The 13,722-nt window shown below is 30.2% G+C and carries 15 protein-coding genes; all 15 read left to right on the top strand.

The genetic code is table 11. From position 1 onward, the window contains the following. The first annotated feature begins 2 nt into the window (after positions 1–2). The 15 genes from FM121_RS13395 to FM121_RS13325 all read left to right on the top strand — a co-directional run bounded on the left by FM121_RS13395 (position 3) and on the right by FM121_RS13325 (position 13,481). Positions 3–902 (top strand): hypothetical protein, encoded by a 900-nt coding sequence (locus FM121_RS13395; protein ID WP_086952694.1) that lies wholly within the window; start codon positions 3–5, stop codon positions 900–902. Between the two features lie 385 nt (positions 903–1,287). Beyond that, complete coding sequence (locus FM121_RS13390) at positions 1,288–1,572, top strand: hypothetical protein (RefSeq protein ID WP_086952693.1); 285 nt, start codon at positions 1,288–1,290, stop codon at positions 1,570–1,572. A 10-nt stretch (positions 1,573–1,582) separates the two neighbouring features. Continuing rightward, a complete protein-coding gene (locus tag FM121_RS13385) occupies positions 1,583–2,065 on the top strand; it encodes a hypothetical protein (protein ID WP_086952692.1) in 483 nt (160 codons plus the stop codon). Between the two features lie 31 nt (positions 2,066–2,096). Beyond that, on the top strand, positions 2,097–3,614 hold the full coding sequence (gene mobP2 / locus FM121_RS13380; protein ID WP_086952691.1) for a MobP2 family relaxase: 1,518 nt from the start codon (positions 2,097–2,099) through the stop codon (positions 3,612–3,614). Positions 3,615–3,706: 92 nt separating this feature from the next. After that, entirely contained in the window at positions 3,707–4,054 is a 348-nt protein-coding gene (locus tag FM121_RS13375) for a hypothetical protein (protein ID WP_143597094.1), read from the top strand. 23 nt (positions 4,055–4,077) lie between these two features. Beyond that, positions 4,078–4,593 (top strand): AP2 domain-containing protein, encoded by a 516-nt coding sequence (locus tag FM121_RS13370; RefSeq protein ID WP_143597093.1) that lies wholly within the window; start codon positions 4,078–4,080, stop codon positions 4,591–4,593. Further along, positions 4,594–4,983 (top strand): hypothetical protein, encoded by a 390-nt coding sequence (locus tag FM121_RS13365; protein WP_086952688.1) that lies wholly within the window; start codon positions 4,594–4,596, stop codon positions 4,981–4,983. A gap of 151 nt (positions 4,984–5,134) precedes the next feature. Continuing rightward, positions 5,135–6,520: a pentapeptide repeat-containing protein gene (locus FM121_RS13360; RefSeq protein WP_086952687.1), complete on the top strand. Its 1,386-nt coding sequence runs from the start codon at positions 5,135–5,137 to the stop codon at positions 6,518–6,520. Between the two features lie 26 nt (positions 6,521–6,546). After that, positions 6,547–9,717 carry an ArdC-like ssDNA-binding domain-containing protein gene (locus FM121_RS14370; protein WP_143597092.1) on the top strand — a complete coding sequence of 1,057 codons (3,171 nt, stop codon included), beginning with the start codon at positions 6,547–6,549 and terminating at the stop codon, positions 9,715–9,717. A gap of 18 nt (positions 9,718–9,735) precedes the next feature. Then, positions 9,736–10,746: a DUF3991 domain-containing protein gene (locus FM121_RS13350; RefSeq protein ID WP_086952686.1), complete on the top strand. Its 1,011-nt coding sequence runs from the start codon at positions 9,736–9,738 to the stop codon at positions 10,744–10,746. A 6-nt stretch (positions 10,747–10,752) separates the two neighbouring features. Beyond that, entirely contained in the window at positions 10,753–11,334 is a 582-nt protein-coding gene (locus FM121_RS13345) for a hypothetical protein (RefSeq protein ID WP_086952685.1), read from the top strand. Beyond that, positions 11,334–11,660, top strand: coding sequence for a hypothetical protein (locus tag FM121_RS13340; RefSeq protein WP_086952684.1), 327 nt, complete (start codon positions 11,334–11,336; stop codon positions 11,658–11,660). The genes FM121_RS13345 and FM121_RS13340 overlap by 1 nt, the downstream gene beginning before the upstream one ends. Positions 11,661–11,899: 239 nt before the next feature. Beyond that, entirely contained in the window at positions 11,900–12,265 is a 366-nt protein-coding gene (locus FM121_RS13335) for a phage holin family protein (RefSeq protein ID WP_086952683.1), read from the top strand. A 26-nt stretch (positions 12,266–12,291) separates the two neighbouring features. Next, positions 12,292–12,678 (top strand): ArpU family phage packaging/lysis transcriptional regulator, encoded by a 387-nt coding sequence (locus FM121_RS13330; RefSeq protein ID WP_179203885.1) that lies wholly within the window; start codon positions 12,292–12,294, stop codon positions 12,676–12,678. Positions 12,679–12,794: 116 nt separating this feature from the next. Then, entirely contained in the window at positions 12,795–13,481 is a 687-nt protein-coding gene (locus FM121_RS13325; RefSeq protein WP_143597091.1) for a hypothetical protein, read from the top strand. Positions 13,482–13,722 lie beyond the last annotated feature (241 nt).

The following is a 13,722-nucleotide window of genomic DNA, read 5'->3' as shown; positions in this document are numbered from 1 at the left end:
TAATGGAAAATAAACCTTATTCAATTAAAAATAAAAATGTTAAAAGCAGAAAAAGCAAAAGGGAAATTGACAAAGTTTATAAAAAAATATCGCATACTAAATTGTATTTAGGGGCGTTATCAACTTTCGTAGTCTTAACTATTGTTATCGTGTTTTCGCCACTAGTTACAGGTAAATCGTATGAATACAATACAGTAAAATTAGATGATCCGATAAATGTTGTCGCTAGTTTAAACCTAACTGTAACTGAAATGGAAATAAATAAAGAAAACGGGTTGTTCAAAGTAACGTTTAGTTATTTTGATGAAACGAATCAAAAATCGTTATCTAATTTACAGTATGACTACAAGTTGAATTACATTACTAATAAAGGAAAAACGAATACCAAACAATCAATAGTCAAAGTAGAAGATAACTATAATGTTGTTTACTTTGAGAATTTACCGAAAGATTTTGGTGTTATATCTATGACGATCATTCCTAGATATATCTATCCAGAATTAGAATCGACTAATGATTTAGAAACAAAAGAAATAAAAGTTTATGCAGTTGATGAAGATATTAAAGTAAATAATAAGCTTAAAATTCAAAATGAATATCAGTTAAAAGTACAAAATTTTGAATATCAAATCAAAACTATAGAAGAACAAATAGCGAATGAAAATTCTAACATTGAACAATATCAAACGGGAATAAAAATCAAAAAACAAGATATTGAGAAGTTAGAGAATGAAATTGCGTTTCAGACTAGTGCTGAACAAGTGCAAACTCAAACAGAAATTAGCAGTAAAATTAGCCAGATTGAAACAACTAACGGGCAAATAAATGAATCAAATGAAAAAATTAAAGAGTTGAAAAAGAAAATAATCAAAGTGAATGAAAATAAGCAAGTGTACAAATAAAAAAGGGTGGGGATTTCCCCACTCTTTTTTTTGTTGTTTTAATTAATTCCTAAAGGGCTGTTTTCTTATATGATAAATATTCTTCAATAAGACTTAAACGGTCTTTAATAAGACTTGAACGGTCTTTTATAAGACTGAAAAGTGCTTGGATAAGACTATGAAATGATTGTATTTAGTCCTTAAAAATGGTAAAATTAGAGTATAAATGGGGTCACAAAATGTTAGACGTAAATCATTAAAAACGTAGTTGGCACAGCCAACTTCCCAACTTTGAAAATCAAAGTGGGGATAGTTTCCCTTATGCCCTTTACTCAATTTACTCAATTATTTTCTTTTTTCCTTAGTTATTCAAAAAATGAACTTTTAAGAAGGGAAGTGTTTCGATTTGGAAATTAAAGTGCGTGATGTTGACCCACAATATATAAGTGAAATAGATAAAAAATGTAAGGTTATGTCTGAAAGAAGCGGTAGGAATTATAGTCGCAATGATTACTTAAAACAGTTGATAAGAACTGATAGTGAAATTGATCTTATTGACTATAGAAAAAGTGAATTTGATATAGCCATCGACGAAATGAAGTTAGCTTTTAAATCTAACGAGGAATCAATAAAAGGGTTAACTGATACTTATAAGATGTTGTTTGACTATCTTATAAAAAATATTGAATAGGGGTGAAAAAATGAGTGGCAAAACTGAAAAAGTGGCTCTGTACTTAACTGTTGAGGAATTAAATAAAGTGAATGATTTTGTTAAGTTGAATGAGGGGTTGTTTACCAATAAGCAAAATCTTTTTAGATATGTAGTAAATAACTTGAATGAAATCGGGGCAGAAACAACGCTGATTAAAAATAGCACTACAATTAAATTGCATGAGGCTGAAATTGAAATTGCGATTTTGAAAGAAAAAAACAAAGCGTTAAAAAGGGAACTTGAACTATTTAATGACTTGTCAAAAATGGAAGAAACGATAGATGTTATTGAAGTTGTCGTTAGCAGTGATTTTCTTTTGACTAATGAAATTAAGGGGTCAAAAAACACAAAAACTTATAATGAAGCTTTGGCGGAAGTGAAAAAGAGAAAAGTAAATCCTAGCGTTATAGTAGAAGATGTAAGCAAATCTGAACGTAAAAAAGAAGCGAAAAATCTTATGGATTCTTGGTAGACCGCCTGTAGAAAAAAATTGGGGTGATTGAATGGCAAATTCATCAAGTATTGTATTAGTTTGTAATTTTTCTGTTGGTAATAGACATTCTGGAAAAGGTAAACAGAAAAAAAGTGCAACGCTAGAATCGTTTGTTGATTATATGGCACGACAAGAAGCGTTAAGAAAGAGTGAAAAAAAGAATGGTTTATCAGATGATGAATTAGAAGAAATGAAACGAATTGAAAAAGCTTTGGAAAAAATTTCTATTTCAGATGAACCAGATCAAGAAGGTGTAGTAAAAGATGTTTTGCAAATAGAAAAATATATTGACTATATGGCAAGAAAAAAAGCGTTAGTAGATAAAGGTAATGAGGAAGTTTTAGGCGGTGCATTTAGTAGTTGGAAACGCCACATGACGCAAGAAGATGTAAAAGGAATTAAAAAAATGGTTGTAAAGGCTAAAAAAAATAATGCGGTTATGTATCGTGATGTATTGTCTTTTGATAATAATTTTTTGATAGAAGAAGGTTATCTAGATCCTAAAACTAATAAGTTAGACGAGGAAGCAATGTATAGAGCTGTTACTGAAATGACCGGTGTTTGTTCTGAACAAGAGAAGCTTTCTAATAATTTTTGGTTTGGTGCAATTCATAGGAATACGGATAACATTCATATACATGTAACATTAATGGAAAATGTTAATACAAGACGCATAGTTGATTTTGAAGACCAATTAGAAGCAAGGGGAATGAGAAAAAAAAGTACAATTGATTCAATGAAACATGCTGTTGGTAATTCATTGCTAAATCAAAAAAAAGAGTTAAGTAGAATTAGCGAATTGAGATCCAGTGTTCCTAAAGAATTTTCTAATGAGTTAAAAAATGGATTGATGGGTATTTATATTTCACAAGAAGATCATAAAGATAAAAATTTAATCATTCATAATTTGGTTAAATCTTTAAAAGAAGAAATACCTCGAAATGTTAGAGGGTATAATGAATTGCCGGAAGAAACAAGAATTAAAATTAATGTTGTTACTAAAAGCTTAACGAAAAATAATGCCGGAAGAAAAGAGTATTTAGATAATGCAAGAGTGATGGACGATTTATACAAAAAAACTTATGGTGATAGTCATAAAGCAAATTCATTTTACGAAAATAGAGAGCAGATTTTAAACGAAAGATTGGGTAATGCTTTTGTAAGAGAAATGAAAAATGTGAAAAATAGTGAAAGTAAAAAATTATCTGGTGGCGATTTAAAAAAAATGTTATTGGAAAAAAACAGAACGTATAATCCAATAGGTAAGCCCAATTTGAAAACGAAAGTAGGTGAAGAACGATATAAAGAATTCGTAAAAAAAGTAGAGTCAAATAGATTAGTGAAAGAAGAACGAGAAAAAAGCATTAATAAAGTAGTTACAAAAAATCTAAACAGGAAAGATTTTAAGAAAGTGGATCGTGCTATTAATGATGATTCTGAAATGAATTCAGCAGAACAAGACTATGAAGAAATGATTCGTAAAGTAGAGAGGGAAAAATACTTGCGTGAACAAGGTTTTGAAATGTAAGTCTAGTATCAAGTTTGATACACTAAAAAATTCAGTGCAAAAGCACTAGCAAAAAAATCAAGACCTAAAACCGCCTGTAGAAAAAAATTGGGGTGGCTATTATGGAAAAAAATGAAATGGATCTAATCGGCTGTATCTATGGCCGGTTAGAAGTTACAAAAATTAGCTCGATTAGTGGTAACGTTATTTGTGTATGTGAATGTGGTGAAACAATAGATGTTAGAATTGCTTGTCTTAAACGTGGGCGTAAAAGTTGTGGGTGTCTAAGACATGCTGACTACTTGAATAAAAAAGTTGGTAAATTATTGGTAATAGAAAAAGTTAAAAATCCGAAGGCTTTAGGATTTGAATATAAAAGTCAAATGATTTACTGGAAATGTATTTGTGATTGTGGTAAAGAATGTTATAAAACTAGTGGCCAATTAAATATAAAAAACTAAACTATAGTATATCGTGTGGTTGTTTGTTAGAATTAAGTCAAAAGAATTTTGGTAAGCGTACAACTTTTTTAGATTTAACTGGAAAAACTTTTAAAAACTATACTGTTATAAATGAATCTCCGGATCGTTCTAAAGGCGGTAGTGTCATGTGGTATTGCAATTGTCACTTGTGCGGAAGGTTTTTCTTAATGCCACAAACGGCATACAAAAAAGATAATCCCTGTAATTGTCTTTGGGCGATCAGAAAAAAAGAAATTGGTGCAAGGCTTTATAAAGAACAGGTTCAAAAATTTCATGTAGAGGGTACGTTTTTACCGCTGTTATTAAAAGAAGATAATGTAAATAATACTAGTGGCGTTCGTGGTGTTAGTTTTAATGAAAAAACTGGTAGGTGGGTAGCTTACATGTCTTTTAAGGGAAAGAATGTATTGAGAAAAAGTTTTGAGTGTAAAGAAGAAGCTATCAGAGAAAGACGCAAAGCAGAATTGTTTTATTTTCGGCCGGTGTTAAAAAAATATGTGAGTGAAGGGGTGTTATGAATGGGTCAAAAAAAGAAGGTAAAAATTGGTTTAGTTTTTCTAATGAGTATAATTCTATCGGTTGTTTTAGTTGGGTGTGGAAGTTCTGAAAAGTCTTTAGAAAAAAAATTGTTGGAAGGTACTGCAACATGGCAAGCTGTTGTCAGTGATGGCGAAGGTTTTAAAATTACTTTTTTTGAAGATGGGAACGCTAGTGTTTTAGAAGATGGTGGAAGTGTTAGTGACGAAGGGAAGTATGCAATTAAAGGAAACTCTATTCAGTTTTTAGGTGAAGATGATGAAGTTTTAAACTCTATAGAAGATGTTAAAACACAAAAAAATACTGTTAACGGAATGATGGTTAATAAGAATTCAGATGAAAAAAAATCTGTAATCATGACACAAAAATAATAATTTTTTAAAAAGGATTTGACGAAAGTTGAGTTCTTTTTTTTGTTTAAAAAACTGCTATAAAGCTTGATATATCGCTGTTTATAGTGGATAAATAACTATATATCTGGTATAATATAATTGTACTTAATAATAAAATAGGAGGGCGTTTGTGGTCGATGAAATAAAAAGATCTAGTGGGAAGCTTGATAATCAAGCACGAAAAAATACCTTTGCGAACAGCAAAGAGAGATACCAAAATATAATTGAAGGGAAAAGCTTTACTGGTGAAGCAGATTTTAACACATTTAAAGATGGATATTTTCAAGATAGAAGATTTGTTTCTTGTCACTTTGATAAAATTATGATGTCAAATAGTGATTTTGAAGGGGCATATTTTTCTGATTGTAAATTTTCTAATGTTAATTTGTCTGGTAGTTCTTTAAAAGGTGCGGTGGTTCTTGGTTCTCGTTTCGATCATGCTAATTTAACAAGCGTTGATCTTGAAGGGGCTATCGTTAAACAAAGTGTTTTAACTAATCAGACTAATCTTTCTAATGCTAGTTTATTACTAGCAAAATTTGATAGTGTTAATCTGGATAGTGTTGTAATAGGTCAGTCGGTTAGATTTTTAGATCATTTAGAAGTAAGTAGCGGTGGGGCTACTCGTGAAGAAAATAAGCTACAAAAATCTAACGTGATTGAAAAACTAAATCGTCCTAATTTTAATCGTGAATTAGATCCAGAAAAATCTGATTTAAAATTTAATGACGCTTTAAAAAAGGGGCTAGATGTTCCGGAATCAAAACGTTATTATGAAAATATGTTGTCGTTTTATGCTGATAAGTATAAAGATATTGTTGAAATTGAAAATGAAACAGGTGTTGTGAGAGGTTACAGTATAGGTGAAAATAAATTACAGTATCATTCTGATACCAAAGAAGTTGTATTGTTAGATATGTATGGTGTTACGGGTGAAAATACAAGCACAAGTGAACATGATTGGAAAATCCATTCACCTTATAGGGATAATATGCAAGCGAATTATATAGAATCTTTCGTAGCAGAATCAATAAAAGCCTATGAAATATATGAAATAATGGGTGTTGATCCAAAAACGCTTAATAACATACAAACAGAAGCTCTGGGTGTTGTGGGGTTAAAAGAAATAGCTAAAAATGAAGTTAGCTATAACCTTTCTGATTCATTAGAAAATCATAATGATCCAGAATCTTGGAACGAAGAATTAGCCAAACAAAGTAATCTGTCTACTATTGAGGATCTAAATATTATTGTTAGTGTGTCTGAATTCTATAAAAATAATAAAAGTGAAATAGAAAAAACGATTGATGGAATTTCAGAAGAAACGGCAGTAAGTATTAGAGAAAGTATTCCCGAAAAAAAATATGAAGAAAGAGTATCAACCATTGCCTATAATAAAGCGTCGAGTGATCTTTTAAGCGATTTTAAGAAAGGTAATTTTGAAATTCCTGTTAATAAAAATATCTCTAGTGATACAAAATCAAGCAGTTTGAAACAGTCGTTTGAAATAGAATAAAAATACTGACGTTAGGGGATAAAAACATGGCCAAAAAAACTTTTACAAGTAAAACGACGGAACAGAAGCAGAAAGAATTAGACGACTTGTTGGATCGTTCGCTAAGTCGGATAAAAAGCTATAAAGATAGTCCAGAGGATCTCAAAGAATTTATGGATTTTATGTCAAAAATTCATAAATACTCACCAACTAATTTATCATTAATTCAAGAACAGTTTGAAGGGGCAACGGCAGTAGCTAGTTATAAAGATTGGAAAGATAAAGGGTTTCAAGTTCAACGTGGTGAAAAAGGCATTGAAATGTATGTATATACACCAGTTAAGACGTTTAAAAATGCAGATGGTGACATAAAAATGATTAGCAAGGCTACGCCACAAGAAAAAGCTAAAATTAGTTCTGGTGAGTATAAAGTTAGCTCAAAACCTCATTTTTCTAAAGGGAATGTTTTTGATGTATCGCAAACAAACGCTACAAAAGAGGATTTACCTAAAATGTTTCCGAATCAAGTGTGGAATTTCGATATTGATGGTGAAAGTAGCCTTAAAGAGCTTTCAGTAGCAGTAGGGGGGTTGTCTGATAAGTTAGGTATTGATATTAAAGATATGAAAGACAGTTCGTTAGGTGAGTTAGGATCTGCTCGTGGTGCTTATATTCAATACATTGACGGAAAAGAAGAAATATCTCTAAATAGTAGAAATTCAAGTTCGCAAAATGTCGCAACCGCAATCCATGAGTTAGCACATAAAAAGCTTCATAATTTAGATCGCTTAGATAACATGGGCGATAAATACAATAATAGCAAAGTATCTGCTAAAGCTATTAAAGAATTTGAAGCTGAAATGACTTCTTACATTGTTTGTAAAAATTACGGAATGGACACTAGCGAAAAAGCTATTCCTTATATAGCAAAGTGGACAAATAATGCTCAAGAAATAGATCCTAAGCTGATGAAAGATATTTTGGGGGATATAAAGGCAACGGTTAACGAGTTTACTCAATCAATGGACGAAACAATTTTGGAAATGCGTAAAAACGAATCTATAGAGCAAAAGCAAGAGGTTAATTACAGTAAAATTATTGAATCGTTAAATGACTTAGTTATTTATGATGTTGATGAAAGTGATGGAACTATTTTTGAAAATAGAATAGGTGACGCTATAGATGGGGTCGGATTAACTTTCGGGGATAAAGATGATTTCATAAACATAATTAATATCAATGTTGATAGGTCACAATTAACAGGGCTTAAAAGTTTTGAAGATTATTCTAAAAAGGTTAATTTGGCCGAATTAGTCGAGGCTAAAGAAACAATAATTTCACCGGATCAATTACCAGATGGTATTTATATGTTTGGGTATGATGGCTTAGGCTATGAATTGACTTACTCAACTAATGCAAAAGACGCAATAGATCAAGCAGTAGAAGTTGACGCCCTTTTAAGTGTAGGTTCTGATTTGTCAGATGATGAAGATGAAATCGTTAGATACTTTGATTATTCAGAAGTTACTAAAGAATTCGGAATAGACGATGAAGCAACTGAAAAAGGAATTGCCGGCAGTCTGACAGCTAAACCGGAGATAGAATTTTACGATCGTTTAGCTGAAATGAATAAATTAGAAAATATTTTATCACAATTAACTGAAGGCGAGCAAGAAATATTTTTCCAAAGAGCCAAAATGTCAATTCAAGAGTATAACAACAGATATGCTGAAATGTCTAATCATGAAGAAATGAGTAAGTATTACTCAATGCTTCAAGAACAATCACTACCTTTAGATAGTACGGATAAAGCGACTAAATTATTTAAAGAAAATGTATTAGAAATTGAAGGGTCTTCTAGTAATTTTTCAGCAGACGGCAAAATAAAAGTTGAAAATATTGAACATTTAAAACGAGAAATAGAAATTAATAGTTTGTTTTCAAAGCCACAAACACAAAAAAATCCCTCTGAATCATTATTTGATAATGTTAAGAGAGCAAACGAAGAACAGTTTAAAAATATTATGGCGGAATTGTCACTAGTAGAACAAGATTTATTCATGAAAAAAAATGGTCAAGCTGTGGAATCGCTAGATAATTACTATCGGGAATTGTCAAATAATGATAAAGCTATTGAATATAAAGAATTTGCTGAATCAATGCCCGATGAATCAATAGCCAAAGTTAATCAATTGTTTTTTGAAAATGTCTATCAAGGAACGGGAGCAAGCCCAGAAGGTATGATCCATATAGACGGGGTATCAGATTTAAAAAATAATTATGATAATGAAGTTATTATTCAAAAAGAAGCAGAACCGGCCACTTACAATTATAATGTGAGTGCAAAACAAGCTATCGAAAAAGATATTAATAGAGGGGATTCAAAGCAAGAACATTTTAGAAACATCATGATCGAACTAACACCACAAGAACAAGATCTATTCATGAAAAAAAATGCAGAAGCTATTGAATCGTTAAACAATTTTTATTCTGATTCATCTAAGCATTATGAGAGCAAAGCTTATGATGAATTAGCAAAAACTATGCCGGAAGAATCTGTATCGAAAGTTAAGCAGATATTCAAAGAAAATATTTATGATTCAACGGGTATGGGAAAAGAAAATGATATTCACATTGATAATGTTCCGGATCTAAAAAAACAATATGACAAGGATCAAATTTTATTAAGTGAATTCGGATCGTCAAAATCGGATCAGTCAACATACGAATATAATTATAATGTTAATGGAGAAGCAGAAGTTAAAAATTCAACTATAATAACGAATGAAGTTGATTCATTAAGTAATACACCAACGGCTATTAAAGACGTAGTAATTAACGAAAGTGTTTATCGTTTAAGTGAAAATATGTCTAATTACTATGATATTGACAGTTGGTCAAAAGATTTAACAGATCAATTAGAAATGACTGATTTTGGAAAATTAGAAACGGTTATGCCGGCAGAACAATTTTATAATACACATTTTGAAGAAATCGAAGAAACGTTGGATCATGTTGAAACTAATTCTGGTTTAAATATCCGTGATGGATTAACAGAAAATTATAAATCAGAAGCAAGTTTGATGGCCTACAAAGTGAATGTGATAGCCCTACAAAGCGACTTGAAAGTAAATGACTTCGCTATTCCTAAAGTTAAAAATGAGCCTGTAGATGAAGCTAAACAGACTATTCAGTCAACTGGTTATGAAATGGATTGATTCAGACAGGGGGAACTTATGGCAACGTTAGTTGATAAACTAAAAAAAATTAATATAGTAGATTTTTGTGAAGAAAATGGAATAAATATCAAACAGGATTCCAAAGACTATTTCAGATTAGTTGAGAATGATTCGTGTGTTGTAAACCAACGTAAGAACGTGTTTTCATGGAATTCACGTTCTAAGTCTGGTGATATAATTGATTTTGTACAGGCCTATTATGAGTGTGATTTTAAAGAAGCCAAACAAAAATTATTAGAAAAAGAATACGAACCGCATGTATATGTTGAACGTGAAAAAAAAGATTTTGCTTATGATTCTACAAAGGAACGGCCAGTAAATGAAGCAAGAAACTACTTAGTGAACGAAAGAAATATTAATCCAAAAATAGTAGATCCTTTAGTTGAAAAAGGCTTAATTCGTCAAGATGATAGAAAAAACGTGCTGTTTTGTTGGGCTGATTCAGAAAAAATAGTTGGTGTGACAGAACAAGGTACAAGCAAATTTTTTGATAAAAAATCAGAAGAAATGAAGTCGTGGAAAAAAATTCAAGCTGACGGAAAAGAAGACTTTGGATTTAATGTAAAAGTGGGGAAGCCGGACAATGTTTATTTCTTTGAATCAGAAATTGATAAGTTGTCTTACATGACGCTATATCCCCAAAAAATGAATAATGCACATTTTATTTCTATGAACGGTGTTAAACCTCAAACGGTAGTAAACGTTTTGAACGAAAATTATTCTCAAACAGGCGAAATCCCAAAATCTGTGACAATTTGTACGGATAATGATAAAGCCGGACGTAATTTTTTTGATGAATATTTTAAAGATAAAGGGATCGGTGTTAGAGGAACGGAAAATTATGTAGAATTTAAAAAAGATTTACCTAAAAAAGAAGGGGCAGACTGGAACGATGTTTTGAGAACTAAAATCAAAAGTAAGGTCATGAGCCTATCTAAAAAAGATTTATCTATGATAATACCTAAAAATATTAATGAAGCACCAAAAAAACAATTAGAAATGAGTTGAAATTATATGTATAATCACATGCTTTATGATGTTTTAATTGATGGCAATAAAGAGTTAGGATTAATAAATATATCAGACGGAACAGTCTTAGAGGTTGAAGAATTTAAAAAAGTGGTAGCTTCCTTAAATAAAACGATTGAATCTCTCGATAATGAAGAAATGAAAGAAGAAATAAAAATCTATAACACATTTAAACATTTATCACTATTAAATACGATGGATCGTGAAAGTAATAGTAGGTATCCAATTTCTTTTTTAAAAATAAAATATATTAAATTAACGGGAGCTAAACTTGATTCATCTGGTAAACCGTATAAGTGTATGGCGTGTGATCGTGATTTTCATTTGAATTTAAATGACTATAAATGGGAGTTGAATCCACGATCAAGTCTTTCTAATAGTTTTATAGATTTTAATGGTGATACTGAATCAGTAAGGGGGGATTGTTGTTCCGAAAGTTGCTTGATAAACGTTGCTAAGAACATCGCAATAAATAGTATTAAACCAGAGAAAATAGAATATTTTGAGTTGGAACATTTAGAAAATGATATAAAGCGTGTCATAACTGATTTGGTAGGTATAGTTTAATGATGAAAGAATTTGATGAAATAGTTATTAGCTCGGATTCTTTAATTAATCTTGGGAAAATCGAAACGGACTATATGATAATTGAAAATGAATTGAAAAATAAAAATCCGGATTTTGATGTGAAAGAAAAATCATTATTGATGAAAAGAAAAATCTTTGACTACGAAAGCATGATAAATTTTGTTTTATCTCTTGTAGAAAAATATGGATTAACTTATTATCAAGTGAAACTCATTAATCACAAAACATTAAAAGAAGAATTTTATTCTTATCAAGCTTTTTTTGAAACTGGATCAATATTTTTGAATGAAACGACAGTAATATAAGATATATAAAATAGCCCAATGACTAAAAACGTTGTAGGGTTATTTTTTTCGGCATAAGTCTTACAAAGTTGAAACGTAAGATAACGTTTACAAACGTATAGTGGAATGGTAATATATTAAGAGAACGTACGTTCTTTTAATGTGACGGGAGAAGTTTGAAAGAGAATTGACATGATAAATAACAATAAGAGAATTATTATGATAGTATCTTCCTCAAAAAAATAAAGGGGGGCTATCTTATGGAAAAGCCTATATTTGATAATAATATGGACTTAAATGATATTTACTTAAATCCATACATCTATTTATTAATTATTGTAATAATAGTTGATATTTTTACAGGGTTAGCAAAAGCTATATTTTCTAGAAATTATCCAGATCTAGATAGTACAATCGGTCTTAGAGGGTTAATTAAACATGTGGTAGTTCTTATTTTGGTAATAGTTTTTAACGCTTATTGCGTTATGTTTCAGTTGTCGGCTTATTCAGATTTATTTATTCTTTTTTATATTGGAAATTATGGTTTATCAATAATTGAAAATTTAGGGGCATTGGGAATTCCAATACCAAACTTTATAAAAAAACACATAAATAAATTGAAATAAATTTTTTGAGGGGGAGTATGTATATCATGAGAATTGACAAAAAAGAAATAAGAAAAAAGGGCAATGGCTTTCTTACGGATTATAGAACTATCTATAGAATGTCACCCCGAAGTACAAGTCCTAAATTAACCAAAGATTTTTTTTTAGAGGTAAAGGGTAGCGAAACTATTTCGAAAAACTCGTACGAATATGAATGTTATTTTAAAGATTTTGTTGAAGCTTTCAACAAACTTGAATTAGATGAAAGAATTCTTATTTATGATAAATATATCCATTTTGAAAAAAAAGACAATATAACGTTATATTGCAAACACAATATGAGTGAGAGTACATTTTATAGACAATTAAGTATAGCGATTATCCATTTTTCAGAAGCTTATAAGCAAGGAGTCTTATTAAAAATAACACGTTAAAAGTGTGAAATGTTTAAGAATTAGTAAAGAGGGCTTTGAAATGTAATGAAATTGTAATACAATTAACTTTAAGCGGTAACATTAATGAGAAAAAAGTAATGAAAGGGGTTTTAAATATGAAAAAAAAGATTAGTGGTTTAATAGTTGCAATAATATTTATGTTATTTTTAGGTGCTTGTTCTACGACGAAAGATGATTCCGTAAAGGAGGAAAAGAAGAAAACAGTTACATCTATTGAAAAAAATAAAGAAGATAAAAAAGAGAAAGAAAATTCTTCAATCTCAAATGATGAATCTGAAAATTTGAAAAATAGTGAATCAGCAATTATGGATAGCTCATTTAACAATATAAATGAATCTGATGTTGAAAATCATAATCCGTTGGTTGGATATTCTGACGAACAAATTGAATACAGTCGAGTATGGTTGCAGTTAATGGGAGATATACTGACTGATGAGACGTATACCGGATTAGAAACATTATATGTTGATAGAAAGAAGGAAGGCTCATATTTAGATTCTACGGATAAAACAAGCGTAGTATATCCGATTGAGGTCGTTAGATTATCTGGCACTCGAGAAATAGACGGATATTTGACGTATAAAAGTAACGGAAATGGAACAATAACTGTATATGATTTCCCTTATCGTTGGGATCATTCTGTTAAGGAATATTTAAATAATAATAACATTAATAGTGCTGAATATGCTCAATCAATAATCGATAATGGTCATACTGTTAGTATTGGAGTAGGTAATAATGAAGAAATAAAAGAAATTATAAACGTTATGAATATAAGATAAGTATTACTTAAATGATTAGAATAGATAGTTAAAAAAGGCGAATATTAAAATTCGTCTTTTTTTTATTTTTATAACAGATAAGTGACAGATAAGCGATAGTTTCTATATATATATTTGTCTTATTCTAATAGTACAAAGTAGATCTACTTTAAAAATAAAAAAAGTGAGGTAAGAATTATGACAACATATACTGTAAAATCTGGTGACAACTTAGGGGCAATTGCCTTAAAATTCGGAATGA

It is taken from the genome of Vagococcus fluvialis bH819 (genome assembly GCF_900163795.1).
GTDB lineage: Bacteria > Bacillota > Bacilli > Lactobacillales > Vagococcaceae > Vagococcus > Vagococcus fluvialis_A.
This window is presented reverse-complemented; position numbering and strand designations above follow the sequence as displayed.